The following is a 15,650-nucleotide window of genomic DNA, read 5'->3' as shown; positions in this document are numbered from 1 at the left end:
GTGAGGGTGGCTCGACAGTAGCTCGACGGGTGGTGGGTGTCCATAGGTTGTCGAAGCGCTTCGACAGGATTCTTGCGGCGCGGGACGGGAGCCGGTGTCGTGCCGCGCGACGGCATGTTCGCGGTGCCGTGCTCGGGCGTGTTTCCAGTGTCGTGCGCCGGTACGTTTCCCGCGCCGGACTTCGCCACGCGGCGGCAACCTTTTGCACACGGCGGCAACCTTTTGAGGGCCGGTGGTCACTGAGAAGGCGTACGCAGACCGTTTTCCGGAAGGACCCCCGATGCAACACCGCCGACCGCGCCTGTCCAAGAAGGCGAAGACGATGCTCGCGGGAACGGTGGCGCTCGCGGCCGCCGCGGGCGTCACCGTCGCCCAGGCGGGCGAGGCCAGCAAGAAGTGCGGCGCCTTCGACACCGTCACGATGGGCAAGTACTACGTCAACAACAACCTCTGGGGGCAGGACGACGGCACAGGCACCCAGTGCGTCTGGGACACCTCGCGCTCCGGCGACACCATCGGCTGGGGCACGAACTACTCCTGGACCAGCAAGGCCGGCAAGGAGAACAGCGTCAAGTCGTACGCCAGTACCGTGCTCGGCTGGCACTGGGGCTGGAAGACCGACAAGGCGGCCACCGAACTGCCCGTCCGGGTCGGCGACCGCAAGCCGGTCAGAACCAGCTGGGAGTTCTCGGTCAGCTCCGACCCCGGCACCATGAACGTCGCGTACGACCTGTGGCTGCACGCCAAGAACAACGCGGACTGGCAGGACCAGCCCACCGACGAAATCATGGTCTGGCTCAACCGGCAGGGCGGTGCCGGCCCCCTCGGCACCAAGTACGGCAGTGTGAGCCTCGACGGCGCCATGTGGGACATCTACCAGGGCGACATCGGCTGGAAGGTGTACTCCTTCGTCCGCCGCGCCAACACCACCAAGGCCTCCCTCGACCTCGACGACTTCACCCAGGCCCTGGTCCGCCGCAAGCTGCTCGGCAACGACAAGTACCTCTCCGGCGTCGAGGCGGGCAGCGAGGTCTTCCGCGGTTCGGGACGGCTCGACACCAAGGCGTACTCGGTCGACATCGGCTGACATCGGCTTGCGCACAGGGGGCACACGTGCAGGAGGCGCACGTTCAGGCGAACGCGCGCCAGGACTGGTGGGGTCGCCCGAATTCGGGTAAATACGATCGAGTAGCACCCGTCGGTAACGAAGATCCCCAAGTTCCCTATGCGCGGCGAGGTGAGCCTCATGTCCGCAACACCCCACCAGCCCACCGTCACTGAACGTGAGGCACGACAGGTCGCGGAGGCGGCCCGCGAACAGGACTGGCGCAAGCCCAGCTTCGCCAAGGAACTGTTCCTCGGCCGCTTCCGCCTCGACCTGATCCACCCGCACCCCATGCCCGCCGAGGACGACGTGCAGCGCGGCGAGGAGTTCCTCGCCAAGCTGCGCGACTTCTGCGAGACGAAGATCGACTCGGCCCGTATCGAGCGCGACGCACAGATCCCCGACGAGGTCATCGACGGCCTCAAGGACATCGGCGCCCTCGGCATGAAGATCGACACCAAGTACGGAGGTCTCGGCCTCACCCAGGTGTACTACAACAAGGCGCTCGCCCTCGTCGGCTCCGCGAACCCGGCCATCGGCGCCCTGCTGTCCGCGCACCAGTCGATCGGCGTACCGCAGCCGCTGAAGCTCTTCGGCACCCAGGAGCAGAAGGACGTCTTCCTGCCGCGCTGCGCCCGCACCGACATCTCGGCCTTCCTCCTCACCGAGCCGGACGTCGGTTCCGACCCGGCGCGGCTGGCCACGAGCGCCGTCCCGGACGGTGACGAGTACGTCCTCGACGGGGTGAAGCTCTGGACGACCAACGGCGTGGTCGCCGATCTGCTGGTCGTCATGGCGCGCGTCCCGAAGTCCGAGGGTCACAAGGGCGGCATCACGGCGTTCGTGGTGGAGGCCGGCTCCGAGGGCATCACCGTCGAGAACCGCAACGCCTTCATGGGGCTGCGCGGCCTGGAGAACGGCGTCACCCGTTTCCACCAGGTCCGGGTCCCCGCGGCGAACCGGATCGGCCCGGAGGGCGCGGGCCTGAAGATCGCCCTCACCACGCTCAACACCGGCCGTCTCTCGCTGCCCGCCATGTGCGTCGGCGCGGGCAAGTGGTGTCTGAAGATCGCCCGCGAGTGGTCGGCGGCCCGCGAGCAGTGGGGCAAGCCGGTCGCCCTCCACGAGGCCGTCGGCTCCAAGATCTCCTTCATCGCGGCCACCACCTTCGCCCTCGAAGCCGTCGTCGACCTGTCCTCCCAGATGGCCGACGAGAACCGCAACGACATCCGCATCGAGGCGGCCCTCGCCAAGCTGTACGGCTCCGAGATGGGCTGCCTGATGGCCGACGAACTCGTCCAGATCCGCGGTGGCCGTGGCTTCGAGACCGCTGAGTCGCTGGCGGCGCGCGGTGAGCGGGCGGTGCCCGCCGAGCAGATCCTGCGCGACCTGCGTATCAACCGCATCTTCGAGGGCTCGACGGAGATCATGCACCTGCTGATCGCCCGTGAGGCCGTGGACGCCCACCTCTCCGTGGCCGGTGACCTCATCGACCCCGACAAGTCCCTCTCGGACAAGGCGAAGGCGGGCGCGAACGCGGGTGTCTTCTACGCCAAGTGGCTGCCGAAACTGGTCGCGGGCCCGGGTCAACTCCCGCGCTCGTACGGTGAGTTCAACCGGCACGTGGATCTCTCCCCGCATCTGCGCTACGTCGAGCGCAACGCCCGCAAGCTCGCCCGCTCCACGTTCTACGCCATGTCCCGCTGGCAGGGCCGGATGGAGACCAAGCAGGGCTTCCTGGGCCGGATCGTCGACATCGGCGCCGAGCTCTTCGCGATGAGCGCGGCCTGTGTGCGCGCCGAACACCTGCGCCTCACCGGGCAGCACGGCCGCCAGGCCTACCAGCTCGCCGACGCCTTCTGCCGCCAGTCCCGCATCCGCGTCGACGAACTCTTCGGCCGCCTGTGGAGCAACACCGACGACCTCGACCGCAAGGTCGTCAAGGGCGTACTGGCGGGCACGTACGAATGGCTGGAGCAGGGCGTGATCGACCCGTCCGGTGAAGGCCCCTGGATCGCCGACGCGACGCCCGGCCCGAGCCGGAAGGAAAACGTCCACCGCCCCATTCGCTGACCTTATCCCCAGGAATTCACTGCCGTCCCGGTTCGCCATTCCGCCGCTTGCCGCACCGAATATGTGCGTCAACAATGAGGAGAATGGCGAACGGGGACGACAGATGCGCCGAGGAATCGGGGAAGAACACGGTCACGGCCTTTCCGCGCAGCTGACGCGCGCCCGCTCCGAGGCCCGGCTTCAGCTCGACGAACCGGATCCCGCAGGGGCCCTGCGGACCGTCCGCAAGGAAGTGCGGCCGCTGGCGCAGAAGCTGCGCGAAGTCGCGCCCGAGACCTTCGAGGCGCACCGCGACGCGCTCGCGGTTCTCCTCAACGACTGCGCGCTCGCCCTGGTCGACACGGAGCCGCGCCCGCCGGTGCCCTCCTTCGACGCCGTACGGATCCGGCGCATCGACCTCCGTGACGTCGACGGTCTGCTGGACGCCGGACGGCCGGGCGAACGGCCCGTCATCCAGCAACTCTTCAAGAGCGCGCTCGACGTGGTCGACGATCCCGTCCTGCGCGAAGTGATCAAAGCGAATCAGCAGGGCGTCCACATTCTGCAGCGAGCCAATCACTGGATTCGGCTGCTCGCGGACGCCGTCTAGTTCTGGGGGAATTCCTATGCCGGGCAAAGGTCTGGACGTCATCACCGGCAGGATCATGCGGGCCGGCGAGGGCCGGGTGCTGCGCAGGCTCCAGCGCGTCGTCGATCAGGTCAACTCCCTGGACGAGGAGTTCAGGGCCCTGTCCGACGAGGAACTCCAGTCCCTCACCCCGGAGTTCCAACGGCGCCACGCCGACGGCGAGAGCCTGGACGACCTGCTGCCGGAGGCCTTCGCCACGATGCGCGAGGCGGCCCGGCGCACCCTGGGCATGCGTCACTTCGACGTCCAGGTGATGGGCGGCGCGGCGCTGCACCTCGGCAACATCGCGGAGATGCAGACGGGGGAGGGCAAGACCCTCGTCGCCACCCTGCCCGTCTATCTGAACGCCCTGGCAGGCAAGGGAGTCCACCTCGTCACGGTCAACGACTACCTCGCCGAGCGCGATGCCGAGTGGATGGGCCGCGCCTACCGCTTCCTGGGCCTGACCGTCGGTGTCATCAAGTCCGAGTCGACGCCCGCCGTACGCCGCGCCCAGTACGCCTGCGACATCACCTACGGCACCAACACCGAGTTCGGCTTCGACTACCTGCGCGACAACATGGCCTGGTCGAGGGACGAACTCGTCCAGCGCGGCCACCACTTCGCGATCGTCGACGAGGCCGACTCCATCCTCATCGACGAGGCCCGCACCCCGCTGATCATCTCCGGTCCCGCCGACCAGCCCACCCAGTGGTACGAGGCGTTCGCGGGGCTCGTACGACGGATGAAGGGCGTCCGCGTCCAGGAGGAGCTCTTCACCCGGCCTGCCGAGAAGGAGGAACTGGCGGCGCTGCGGACCACGTACGACTACGAGTACGACCCCAAGAAACGCACCGTCGCGATCCTGGACCGGGGCGTCGAGTACCTCCAGGACCAGCTCGGCATCGAGAGCCTGTACGAGTCCGACCACACCTCCCTCATCGGGCACCTCAACAACGCCCTGAAGGCCAGGGAGCACTTCAAGAGGGACAAGGACTACGTGGTCGTGGACGGCGAGGTGCTGATCGTCGACGAGCACACCGGCCGCATCCTCGCGGGGCGCCGCTACAACGAGGGGCTGCACCAGGCGATCGAGGCGAAGGAAGGGGTGACGATCAAGGACGAGAACCAGACCCTCGCCACGATCACCCTGCAGAACTTCTTCCGCCTCTACGAGAAGCTCGCCGGCATGACCGGCACGGCGATGACGGAAGCGGCCGAGTTCCACCAGATCTACCAGCTCCAGGTCGTGCCGATCCCGACCAACCGGCCCCCGAAGCGCGCCGACGACCCCGACCAGATCTACCGCACCGTGGACGCCAAGTACGCCGCCATCGTGGACGACATCGCCGAGCGGCACGCCCAGGGGCAGCCGATCCTCGTCGGCACCACGTCGGTGGAGAAGTCCGAACTGCTCTCCGCGCTGCTCAGGAAGCGCGGTATCCGGCACGAGGTGCTCAACGCCAAGAACCACCAGCGCGAGGCCCAGATCGTGGCCCAGGCGGGCCGCAAGGGCGCCGTCACCGTCGCCACCAACATGGCGGGCCGCGGCACCGACATCATGCTCGGCGGCAATCCCGAGTCCCTCATAGCCGCCGAGCTGGAGAAGAGCGAACTCACCGAGGAGGAGCACCCGGACGCCTGCCGCGAGGTGCGCGAGCGCGTCACCGCCGCGGTCGGGGCGGCACACGAGGAGGTCAAGGAGCTCGGCGGGCTCTATGTGCTGGGCACCGAGCGCCACGAGTCCCGCCGTATCGACAACCAGCTGCGCGGCCGCTCGGGGCGACAGGGCGACAACGGCGCCTCTCGCTTCTACCTCTCCCTGGAGGACGATCTGATGCGCCTGTTCCGCGCCCAGGTCGTGGACCGCGTGATGGCCATGGCGAACGTCCCCGACGACATCCCCATCGAGAACAAGATGGTCACCCGCGCCATCGCCTCCGCCCAGGCCCAGGTCGAGCAGCAGCACTTCGAGTCCCGCAAGGACGTCCTGAAGTTCGACGAGGTGCTCAACCGGCAGCGCACCCTCATCTACGCCGAGCGCCGCCGCGTCCTGGCGGGGGAGGACCTGCGCGAACAGCTCCTGCACTTCATGGACGACACCGTGCGGGCGTACATCGAACAGGAGACCAGCGAGGGCTTCCCCGAGGAATGGGACCTGGAGCGGCTCTGGGGCGCCTTCAAACAGCTCTATCCGGTACGGGTCACGATCGAGGGCCTGGAGGAGGCGGCCGGCGACCGCGCGAACCTCACCTCCGACGACCTGGTCGATGCCGTGACCGGGGACATCCACGGCCGCTACGAGGACCGTGAGGCCGAACTCGGCACTGAGGCCCTGCGCGACCTCGAACGCCTGGTCGTCCTCAACGTCCTCGACCGCAAATGGCGCGAGCACCTCTACGAGATGGACTACCTCCGCGACGGCATCGGTCTGCGCTGGACGCTCGGCCGGGAACCCATCGTCGAGTACGAGCGCGAGGGCTTCGACATGTACGGCGCGATGACCGACGCCATCAAGGAGGAGTCCGTCGGCTACGTCTTCAACCTGGACGCCTCCGGCGGTGCGCCCGGGACCCTCGAACGCCGCGACCGGGTCGAGGACCTGCACTTCACGGCCCCCACCATGGACACGGCGGAGCGTGTGGTCGAGGGCGACTTCGCTCCGGCGGACGCCGACGCGCCCGAGGCTGCCCCCGCGCCGACCGACGCGCCCTCACGCGGCGGCGCGCACCCCGGCAGGTCCAAGGCGCGGCGCCGCCGCAAGCGGTGAGGACGCGGGGCCGACAGCGGCGGCAGGGGCTAGCAGTACTTGTCGCTGGGGTCCCGCGTCGTCCACGAGCACGCGTCGACCTTGCCGCCGTTCGCCTTGGTGAGAGTGGCGGTGTCGCTGGTGTTGTTCCAGACGTACGCGCGGCGGTTTTGGTACTTGTCCCCCGCGGTGTCCCGACCGCTGCCCGTGTGCACCTTCATGGTCTTGTGCGCCCCGATCTTCACGTTCGGGAAGGTGTACCTGTGGTTCGAGACGTCCTTCAGGATCCAGCCCTTGAGCGAGATCGCTGTCGCACTGGTGTTCTTGATCTGCACCCACTCGGCGTTGAGGCTCGCGTTGGAGCGGTTGTCCGAACCGGGGCTGTCGAACCAGACGTGGTAGATGGTCACACCGCCGGCCGCCTGCGCCGGAGTGCTGAGAAGGAACGTGCCCGTCAGTGCCACGGCGCCCGCGAGCGCGGGCAGGGCGGCGCGTATCCGCATGAGAACCCCCCAGGGTGTCGTCCCCCGGCCGGTCGTCCACCGGCCAGTGAGAGTGACGACGTGCATGCAGTGCTATCACATGATCTTCACGCTGGTTTCACAAAGGGTGATTTCGCTTCCTCCGGCACGTCGGGGTGCTAACGGGGCCAGATCGGCGTGCCAACGGGGCCAGAAGAGAGGAGAAGGGAGGAGAAGTGGGGAGCCCTGTCCTGCGCGGGTCGCGCAGCGGCCACAATGGGGGGATGAGCGACAGTCCAGCCCCCCTCGCTGATCCGCATCTCGTCTTCGACCCCGTGGACGGAGTCCGGGACGTCGTGATCCTCGGCTCCACCGGCTCGATCGGCACCCAGGCCATCGACCTCGTGCTGCGCAACCCCGACCGGTTCCGGGTCACCGCGCTGTCCGCCGCCGGCGGCAGGGTCGGACTGCTCGCGGAGCAGGCCCACCGGCTGCGCGTACGCACGGTCGCGGTCGCGCGCGAGGACGTCGTACCGGCGCTGCGGGAGGCGCTCACGGCCGAGTACGCCCCCGGTGAGGCCCTTCCCGAGATCCTGGCCGGCGCGGACGCCGCCACCCAGCTCGCCGCCTCCGACTGCCACACCGTCCTCAACGGCATCACCGGTTCCATCGGCCTCGCCCCCACCCTCTCCGCCCTGGACGCGGGCCGCACCCTCGCGCTCGCCAACAAGGAATCGCTCATCGTCGGCGGCCCGCTGGTGAAGGCGCTGGCCAAGCCCGGCCAGATCATCCCGGTCGACTCCGAGCACGCGGCGCTCTTCCAGGCACTGGCGGCCGGCACGCGCGCCGATGTGCGCAAGCTGGTCGTGACCGCCTCGGGCGGACCCTTCCGGGGGCGTACGAAGGCGGAGCTGGCGCACGTCACTCCCACCGAGGCGCTCGCGCACCCCACCTGGGCCATGGGCCCGGTGATCACCATCAACTCCGCGACCTTGGTCAACAAGGGGCTGGAAGTCATCGAGGCGCACCTCCTCTACGACATTCCCTTCGATCGCATTGAGGTGGTCGTGCACCCGCAGTCGTATGTCCACTCGATGGTTGAGTACACAGACGGATCGACACTGGCCCAGGCGACGCCCCCCGACATGCGGGGACCGATCGCCATCGGTCTCGGCTGGCCCGAACGCGTCCCGGACGCGGCGCCCGCCTTCGACTGGACCAAGGCGTCGAGCTGGGAGTTCTTCCCGCTCGACAACGACGCGTTCCCCTCCGTCGGGCTCGCCCGGCACGTGGGGCAGCTCGCGGGCACGGCCCCGGCGGTGTTCAATGCCGCCAACGAGGAGTGCGTGGACGCGTTCCTGAACGGCGCCCTGCCGTTCAACGGGATCATGGAGACCGTCACCCGGGTGGTCGAGGAACACGGCACACCCGGAACGGGAACTTCCCTGACCGTGGCGGACGTCCTCGAAGCGGAGACCTGGGCGCGCGCCCGGGCCCGTGAACTGACCGCGCAGACGGCACGGACAGCACCAATGGCACAGACGACAACCGCGGAGGCTCGTGCATGACGACCCTGATGATGATCCTCGGCATAGTCGTCTTCGCGGTCGGCCTGCTCATCTCGATCGCCTGGCACGAGCTGGGACATCTGTCGACGGCCAAGCTCTTCGGCATCCGGGTGCCGCAGTACATGGTCGGCTTCGGGCCGACCATCTGGTCACGGAAGAAGGGCGACACCGAGTACGGAGTGAAGGCGGTTCCGCTCGGCGGCTACATCCGCATGATCGGGATGTTCCCGCCCGGCCCGGACGGCCGTATCGAGGCGCGCTCCACCTCCCCCTTCCGGGGCATGATCGAGGACGCCAGATCGGCCGCCTTCGAGGAGCTCCAGCCCGGCGACGAGACCCGCCTCTTCTACACGCGCAAGCCGTGGAAGCGCGTGATCGTGATGTTCGCGGGCCCGTTCATGAACCTCGTCCTGGCCGTCGCGATCTTCCTCGGCGTGATGATGACCTTCGGGGTGCAGACCCAGACCACCACGGTCGGCAAGGTCTCGGACTGTGTCATCCAGCAGAGCGACAACCGGTCGAAGTGCGCGGTCGGCGACCAGGCCGCGCCCGCCAAGGCCGCCGGGCTCAAAGGCGGCGACAAGATCGTCGCGTTCAACGGCAAGGCGATCGACGACTGGGCGGCGCTGCAGTCCGACATCCGCGCCAACCCCGGCAAGGACGTCACGCTCACCGTCGAGCGCAAGGGCCAGAGGGTGGACCTGAGCGCTCACCTGATCAAGAACCAGGTCAGCAAGACCGACGGCAACGGCGGCTATGTCGAGGGCAAATACGTGTACGCCGGCTTCCTCGGCTTCACGCCCGCCTCCGGCATCGTCCAGCAGTCGTTCGGCCAGTCCGTGGACCGCATGGGCGACATGATGCAGAACGGCGTCGAGTCGCTGGTCTCGCTGCCCGGCAAGATCCCCGACCTGTGGGACGCGGCCTTCGGTGACGGCCCACGCAAGGCGGACTCCCCGATGGGCGTGGTCGGCGCGGCCCGTATCGGCGGTGATGTCTTCACCCTCGACATCCCGGCATCGCAGCAGGTCGCGATGATGCTGCTGCTGGTCGCGGGCTTCAACCTCTCCCTGTTCCTGTTCAACATGCTCCCGCTGCTCCCGCTCGACGGCGGGCACATCGCGGGCGCGCTGTGGGAGTCGCTGCGGCGGAACGCGGCGAAGGTGCTGAGGCGGCCGGACCCGGGCCCGTTCGACGTGGCGAAGCTGATGCCGGTGGCCTATGTGGTGGCCGGAATCTTCGTCTGCTTCACGATCCTCGTCCTCATCGCGGACGTTGTTAACCCGGTGAAAATCTCCTAGACGGTCTCTTGGCAGGACACCGTTCGTGGCGGCCGGGCACCGTGGGTGCCCGGCCGCCATCCGTTGGGTGGGTTTAGGGGCGTGATGTGCTCGGGCGTGCGCCGGTGCCGTAATCTCGGAGCCTGGAGCCCACGATTCCGGGACCTTGATCCACAACTTGGGGTTGCACAGCAGATGACTGCGATTTCTCTCGGCATGCCGTCCGTTCCGACCAAGCTCGCCGAGCGTCGGAAGAGCCGGCAGATCCAGGTCGGAACCGTGGCCGTGGGTGGAGACGCACCCGTCTCGGTGCAGTCGATGACGACCACGCGTACGTCGGACATCGGCGCCACGCTGCAGCAGATCGCCGAGCTGACGGCCTCCGGTTGCCAGATCGTGCGGGTGGCCTGCCCGACCCAGGACGACGCCGACGCGCTCGCCACGATCGCCCGCAAGTCCCAGATCCCGGTCATCGCGGACATCCACTTCCAGCCGAAGTACGTCTTCGCGGCGATCAACGCGGGCTGCGCGGCCGTCCGTGTGAACCCCGGCAACATCAAGCAGTTCGACGACCAGGTCAAGGAGATCGCGCGGGCCGCGAAGGACACCGGCACCCCGATCCGGATCGGCGTCAACGCGGGCTCGCTCGACAAGCGGCTCCTCCAGAAGTACGGCAAGGCGACCCCCGAGGCGCTCGTCGAGTCCGCCCTCTGGGAGGCGTCCCTCTTCGAGGAGCACGACTTCCGGGACATCAAGATCTCGGTCAAGCACAACGACCCGGTGGTCATGGTCAACGCCTACCGCCAGCTGGCGGCGGCGTGCGACTACCCCCTGCACCTCGGTGTGACGGAGGCGGGCCCCGCCTTCCAGGGCACGATCAAGTCGGCGGTGGCGTTCGGAGCGCTGCTCTCCGAGGGCATCGGCGACACGATCCGGGTGTCCCTGTCGGCACCGCCCGCCGAGGAGGTCAAGGTCGGTCTCCAGATCCTGGAGTCGCTGAACCTCAAGCAGCGGGGCCTGGAGATCGTCTCCTGCCCGTCCTGCGGGCGTGCCCAGGTCGACGTGTACAAGCTGGCGGAAGAGGTCACCGCCGGGCTCACCGGCATGGAGGTCCCCCTCCGCGTCGCCGTCATGGGCTGCGTCGTGAACGGTCCGGGCGAGGCCCGCGAGGCCGACCTCGGCGTCGCCTCCGGCAACGGCAAGGGGCAGATCTTCGTCAAGGGCGAGGTCATCAAGACGGTCCCCGAGTCGAAGATCGTCGAGACGCTCATCGAGGAAGCGATGAAGCTCGCCGAGCAGATGGAGGCCGACGGCATCGCCTCCGGCGAGCCTTCGGTATCGGTGGCGGGCTGACCCACGGGCGGAACCACCGTGTCCCGCCCCCGCCGCCCCTACCCGACCCATCCCCAGGGGCTCCGCCCCTTCGACCCCGCCAGGGGCGCTGCGCCCCCCGGACCCCCGCATCGGCCTGAACGGCCTCGTCCTCAAACGCCGGACGGGCTGAATGGTGCGGGCCGGGGCGAATGGCGGGCGGCCCTCGCTCCCGAACGCCGGCCGACCCGGGGCTTTCAGGGCCGCAGGGAACCGCGCACCCGCAGACAAGCAACTCCGGGCGGCCGTGGAATTCGGGGCGCAGCCCCGCCCGAGGGGCGCGGGGAACTGCGTGACCAGCCCCCATGCACCCGCAGACAGGCAACGTGGGGTGGGCGGGGTTTCCGGAGCGCAGCCCCGCCTGAGGGGCGCGGGGAACTGCGCGCCCGGCCCCCACGCACCCGCAGACAGGCAACTTGGGGCGGGCGGGGTTCTAGGGGCACAGCCCCGCCCGAGGGGCGTGGAGAACCGCTCTCACCGGCCCGCGGCCGAAGCCCAGGCCGGTACAAGGGGCGGCGAGCCACAACCTCGCCAGGTACAGTGCGGAGATCAGCAGACCGTATGGTGAGGCCCCCGCACGTGTTGACCCAGACCACCACCAGGGTCCTCGAACCGAGTGACCTGGACGCCGCGCTCGCCGTCCTCGACCGCGACCCGGTCGCGAACGCATTCGTCGCGTCCCGGGTACAGGTCGCGGGCCTCGACCCCTGGCGGCTCGGCGGCGAGATGTGGGGCTGGTACGAGGACGGCATGCTGCGGTCCCTCTGCTACGCGGGCGCCAACCTGGTCCCGATCTGCGCCACCCCCCGTGCCGTCCGCGGCTTCGCGGACCGGGCGCGAAGGGCCGGCCGCCGCTGCTCTTCGATCGTCGGCCCCGTCGAGGCCACCGCCCAGCTGTGGCGGCTGCTCGAACCCAGCTGGGGCCCGGCCCGCGAGGTCCGCGCCCACCAGCCCCTGATGGTCACCGACCGCCTCCCCGCCGACATCGCCCCGGATCCGTACGTCCGCCGCATCCGCAAGGACGAGATGGAAACGATCATGCCGGCGTGCGTGGCGATGTTCACCGAGGAGGTGGGCGTCTCGCCGCTCGCCGGTGACGGCGGCCTGCTCTACCAGGCGCGGGTGGCCGAACTCGTCGGCACCGGCCGTTCGTTCGCCCGTCTCGACCAGAACGGCAAGGTCGTCTTCAAGGCCGAGATCGGCGCCGCCACCCGGCAGGCCTGCCAGGTCCAGGGGGTGTGGGTGGCCCCCGAGTACCGGGGACAGGGGCTGGCCGCCTCGGGCATGGCGGCCGTCATGCGCTACGCCCTCGCCGACATCGCCCCGCTCGTCAGCCTCTACGTCAACGACTTCAACACCCCGGCCCGGGCGACGTACCACCGTGTCGGCTTCCAGGAGATCGGCGCGTTCATGAGCGTGCTGTTCTAGCGCTCGCTGGGGCCCGGGGAACTCCGCGACCGGCCTCGGACCGACTCCCGACCGACTCCCGACCGGCTCCGGACCGGCCCCAGGCCGACTCCCGATCGGCCCCCGACCCGGCCGCACCCGACACAACGTCCCGTAGTCCCGGCGCAATCCGGCGAAGCGCCCCGGTAGTCTCCCCGGCATGCTGCGCTTTCCCGGTCAGGGCCCCCGCAACCCCGACGACGTGGTCGTCGGCCCGCTGGATCTCGCGGCGCGCGTCGACGAGGCGCTCGCCGTGCAGGCCCTGGCCTTCGGGCTCGGCGCCGACGAGATCGCCGTACGCCGGCAGATCGTGCTGCGTCACCTCACCTACCCGGGAGCCCGCGCACTCGGTGCGACGACGGTCGACGGACGGCTCGTCGGCTTCGTCTACGGCATGCCCAACGACCGCACCCACTGGTGGTCCACCGTCGTGGAACCGTATCTGCGCGCCCAGGGACGCGACGCCTGGCTCGACCACTCCTTCGTGATCACCGAACTGCACGTCCACCCGCACTACCAGAACCACGGCGTGGGCCGGTCCCTGATCACCGGCATCACGGACAGCGCCACCGAACCCCGCTCGATCCTCTCCGCCATCGACACCGACAGCCCGGCCCGCGGCCTCTACCACTCGCTCGGGTACGAGGACCTCGCACGGCAGGTTCTCTTCCCCAGCGCGCCCAAGCCGTACGCCGTCATGGGCGCCCCGCTGCCCCTCCGCAGGCGCTAACCGATTTCCACCGGGATGGGCCGCCCGGCTAACCTCCTAGCCATCACCCTTACGCAGCAGGAGTCGAGAACCATGGCCCAGGTCCAGCGCATGTCCCGTTTGATGGTCAAGACACTGCGTGACGACCCGGCGGACGCCGAGACGCTCAACCACAAGCTGCTCGTCCGCGCCGGCTACGTGCGCCGCAACTCCGCCGGCATCTGGACCTGGCTGCCGCTCGGCAAGAAGGTCCTCGACAACATCTCCCGCGTCGTACGCGAGGAGATGGACGCCATCGGGGCGCAGGAGGTCCTCCTGCCGGCCCTGCTGCCCAAGGAGCCCTACGAGGCCTCGGCCCGCTGGGAGGAGTACGGCGACCTCCTCTTCCGCCTGAAGGACCGCAAGGGCGGCGAGTACCTGCTCGGCCCGACCCACGAGGAGATCTTCACGCTCATCGTGAAGGACCAGGTCGCGTCCTACAAGGACCTGCCGGTCATGCTGTACCAGATCCAGACGAAGTACCGCGACGAGGCCCGCCCGCGCTCCGGCGTGCTGCGCGGCCGCGAGTTCCAGATGAAGGACTCGTACTCCTTCGACACGACGGACGAGGGCCTCGCGGAGTCGTACGCGCTGCACCGCGCCGCCTACCAGAAGATCTTCGCCCGCCTGGGCCTGGACTACCGCATCGTGTCGGCCGTCTCGGGCGCCATGGGCGGCTCGGCGTCGGAGGAGTTCCTCGCCCCCGCCGCGGCCGGTGAGGACACCTTCGTGGACTGCCCGTCCTGCGACTACGCGGCCAACACGGAGGCCGTCACCTTCGCCCTGAAGCCGGTGGACGGTTCCGGCGTCGGCCCGGTCGAGGAGCTGGACACCCCCGACACCCCCACCATCGAGACGCTCGCCGAGCACCTCGGCGTCCCCGCCTCCGCCACCCTCAAGAACCTCCTGGTCAAGATCGACGGCGAGATCGTCGCCGTAGGCGTCCCCGGCAACCGCGAGGTCGACCTCGGCAAGCTGGGCGAGCACCTCGCCCCCGCCGTCGTCGAACTCGTCACCGCCGAGGACTTCGAGGGCCGCGGCGACCTCGTCCGCGGCTACGTCGGCCCGCAGGGCCTGGAGAAGGTCCGCTACATCGCCGACCCGCGGGTGGCCCCCGGCACCGCCTGGATCACCGGCGCCAACAAGGTCAACACGCACGCGAAGAACGTCGTCGCCGGCCGCGACTTCGAGGTCGACGACTACCTGGACGTCGTCGTGGTGGAAGAGGGCGACCCGTGCCCCAAGTGCGGCACCGGCCTCAAGCTGGACCGCGCCATCGAGATCGGCCACATCTTCCAGCTCGGCCGCAAGTACGCCGACACCTTCCAGCTCGACGTCCTCGGTCAGCAGGGCAAGCCGGTCCGCGTGACCATGGGCTCGTACGGCATCGGTGTCTCCCGCGCGGTCGCGGCGCTCGCCGAGCAGTCGGCCGACGAGCAGGGGCTGTGCTGGCCCAAGGAGATCGCTCCCGCCGACGTCCACGTCGTCGCGGCCGGCAAGGCCCTGCAGACCGAGCTGGCCCTCGACGTGTCGGAGAAGCTCGGCGCGGCGGGTGTACGCGTCCTCGTGGACGACCGCGCCGGGGTCTCCCCGGGCGTGAAGTTCACGGACGCCGAGCTCATCGGCGTACCGAAGATCCTGGTGGCCGGGCGCCGCTCGGCCGAGGGCGTCCTCGAGCTGAAGGACCGCCGTACCGGCGAGCGCGAGGAACTGACCGTCGACGAGGCGATCGCCCGCCTGGCGGCCGAGTAGCAGAACCGGCCGAGTAGCCAAACTGCTTGAAGTCTGCAATTAAAGACGTCTCTCAGAGACTTCTTCCGAGGCGTATGGCTGCCTCACAGACTTCTCTCAGGCTGCTCCCCGACCGTAGGACGTGACAGAGCGTCATTCGGAGGGGAGCAGCCATGACAGGCAGCGAGCGGGGGGCCGCCGCGGCGGTCCGCAGAGGAGCACGGCGTACGGCGGCCGCCGCGGCGGCGGTCACGCTGGCGGCGGCGGCCGGGGTCTTCGCCCTGGTCGGCACGATGCAGGCGGACGCCGACACGACGGCGAGCGGCAGTACGACGAGCACGGATTCGTCGAGTTCGAGCAGCGGCACGGACTCCTCGGCGACCACCTCATCCACGTCATCCACTGCGTCATCCACTTCGGCTGCGTCGAGTTCCTCCTCCTCGGACTCGACCCTCCAGTCGCCGTCCGCCGATCCCACGCCCTCCGGCGATGGCTCCGCCGACTCCACCTC

General features: G+C 69.2%; 11 protein-coding genes and 1 pseudogene. 10 read left to right on the top strand and 2 right to left on the bottom strand.

Annotated features, from left to right (window positions below; genetic code table 11):
• Positions 1-280 precede the first annotated feature (280 nt).
• From ACZ7M3_RS29560 to secA, 4 genes and pseudogenes are all read left to right on the top strand, one after another.
• Positions 281-1,087 carry a GH12 family glycosyl hydrolase domain-containing protein gene (locus ACZ7M3_RS29560; protein WP_472067004.1) on the top strand — a complete coding sequence of 269 codons (807 nt, stop codon included), beginning with the start codon at positions 281-283 and terminating at the stop codon, positions 1,085-1,087.
• Positions 1,088-1,246: 159 nt separating this feature from the next.
• Positions 1,247-3,178 (top strand): acyl-CoA dehydrogenase family protein, encoded by a 1,932-nt coding sequence (locus tag ACZ7M3_RS29555; protein ID WP_472067002.1) that lies wholly within the window; start codon positions 1,247-1,249, stop codon positions 3,176-3,178.
• A gap of 103 nt (positions 3,179-3,281) precedes the next feature.
• Positions 3,282-3,767 (top strand): hypothetical protein, encoded by a 486-nt coding sequence (locus tag ACZ7M3_RS29550; RefSeq protein ID WP_472067000.1) that lies wholly within the window; start codon positions 3,282-3,284, stop codon positions 3,765-3,767.
• Between the two features lie 16 nt (positions 3,768-3,783).
• A pseudogene (gene secA / locus ACZ7M3_RS29545) lies at positions 3,784-6,330 on the top strand (preprotein translocase subunit SecA); the annotation flags it as partial.
• Positions 6,331-6,584: 254 nt separating this feature from the next.
• Here secA and ACZ7M3_RS29540 read toward each other — a convergent pair.
• Positions 6,585-7,037, bottom strand: a complete 453-nt coding sequence (locus tag ACZ7M3_RS29540) for a lamin tail domain-containing protein (RefSeq protein ID WP_452970342.1) — start codon at positions 7,035-7,037, stop codon at positions 6,585-6,587.
• 242 nt (positions 7,038-7,279) lie between these two features.
• Here ACZ7M3_RS29540 and dxr point away from each other — a divergent pair, with 242 nt between their 5' ends.
• From dxr to ACZ7M3_RS29510, 6 genes are all read left to right on the top strand, one after another.
• The gene (gene dxr, locus ACZ7M3_RS29535) at positions 7,280-8,563 is read left to right on the top strand and encodes a 1-deoxy-D-xylulose-5-phosphate reductoisomerase (RefSeq protein ID WP_472066998.1); all 1,284 of its coding nucleotides are present in this window, start codon (positions 7,280-7,282) and stop codon (positions 8,561-8,563) included.
• On the top strand, positions 8,560-9,864 hold the full coding sequence (locus ACZ7M3_RS29530) for a M50 family metallopeptidase (RefSeq protein ID WP_472066996.1): 1,305 nt from the start codon (positions 8,560-8,562) through the stop codon (positions 9,862-9,864). Before dxr ends, ACZ7M3_RS29530 begins: the two co-directional genes overlap by 4 nt.
• A 174-nt stretch (positions 9,865-10,038) precedes the next feature.
• Positions 10,039-11,196 (top strand): flavodoxin-dependent (E)-4-hydroxy-3-methylbut-2-enyl-diphosphate synthase, encoded by a 1,158-nt coding sequence (ispG, locus tag ACZ7M3_RS29525; RefSeq protein WP_095852303.1) that lies wholly within the window; start codon positions 10,039-10,041, stop codon positions 11,194-11,196.
• A gap of 597 nt (positions 11,197-11,793) precedes the next feature.
• Positions 11,794-12,642 (top strand): GNAT family N-acetyltransferase, encoded by an 849-nt coding sequence (locus ACZ7M3_RS29520; RefSeq protein ID WP_472066994.1) that lies wholly within the window; start codon positions 11,794-11,796, stop codon positions 12,640-12,642.
• 178 nt (positions 12,643-12,820) lie between these two features.
• Positions 12,821-13,390 carry a GNAT family N-acetyltransferase gene (locus ACZ7M3_RS29515; protein WP_472066992.1) on the top strand — a complete coding sequence of 190 codons (570 nt, stop codon included), beginning with the start codon at positions 12,821-12,823 and terminating at the stop codon, positions 13,388-13,390.
• Between the two features lie 72 nt (positions 13,391-13,462).
• Entirely contained in the window at positions 13,463-15,160 is a 1,698-nt protein-coding gene (locus ACZ7M3_RS29510; protein WP_472066990.1) for a proline--tRNA ligase, read from the top strand.
• A gap of 52 nt (positions 15,161-15,212) precedes the next feature.
• Here ACZ7M3_RS29510 and ACZ7M3_RS29505 read toward each other — a convergent pair whose 3' ends face one another.
• Positions 15,213-15,647, bottom strand: coding sequence for a hypothetical protein (locus ACZ7M3_RS29505; RefSeq protein ID WP_472066988.1), 435 nt, complete (start codon positions 15,645-15,647; stop codon positions 15,213-15,215).
• Positions 15,648-15,650: the final 3 nt, after the last annotated feature.

This window comes from Streptomyces sp. NPDC111656 (genome assembly GCF_055656965.1).
The sequence above is the reverse complement of the archived record's forward strand: the minus strand, read 5'-3'. Positions and strand labels throughout refer to the sequence as shown.

Excerpts from the sequence above, each read along its gene's own strand:
- ACZ7M3_RS29560 (WP_472067004.1), top strand. The coding sequence starts at position 281 with ATGCAACACCGCCGACCGCGCCTGTCCAAGAAGGCGAAGACGATGCTC.
- ACZ7M3_RS29555 (WP_472067002.1), top strand. The coding sequence starts at position 1,247 with ATGTCCGCAACACCCCACCAGCCCACCGTCACTGAACGTGAGGCACGA.
- ACZ7M3_RS29550 (WP_472067000.1), top strand. The coding sequence starts at position 3,282 with ATGCGCCGAGGAATCGGGGAAGAACACGGTCACGGCCTTTCCGCGCAG.
- ACZ7M3_RS29540 (WP_452970342.1), bottom strand. The coding sequence starts at position 7,037 with ATGCGGATACGCGCCGCCCTGCCCGCGCTCGCGGGCGCCGTGGCACTG.
- dxr (WP_472066998.1), top strand. The coding sequence starts at position 7,280 with ATGAGCGACAGTCCAGCCCCCCTCGCTGATCCGCATCTCGTCTTCGAC.
- ACZ7M3_RS29530 (WP_472066996.1), top strand. The coding sequence starts at position 8,560 with ATGACGACCCTGATGATGATCCTCGGCATAGTCGTCTTCGCGGTCGGC.
- ispG (WP_095852303.1), top strand. The coding sequence starts at position 10,039 with ATGACTGCGATTTCTCTCGGCATGCCGTCCGTTCCGACCAAGCTCGCC.
- ACZ7M3_RS29515 (WP_472066992.1), top strand. The coding sequence starts at position 12,821 with ATGCTGCGCTTTCCCGGTCAGGGCCCCCGCAACCCCGACGACGTGGTC.
- ACZ7M3_RS29510 (WP_472066990.1), top strand. The coding sequence starts at position 13,463 with ATGGCCCAGGTCCAGCGCATGTCCCGTTTGATGGTCAAGACACTGCGT.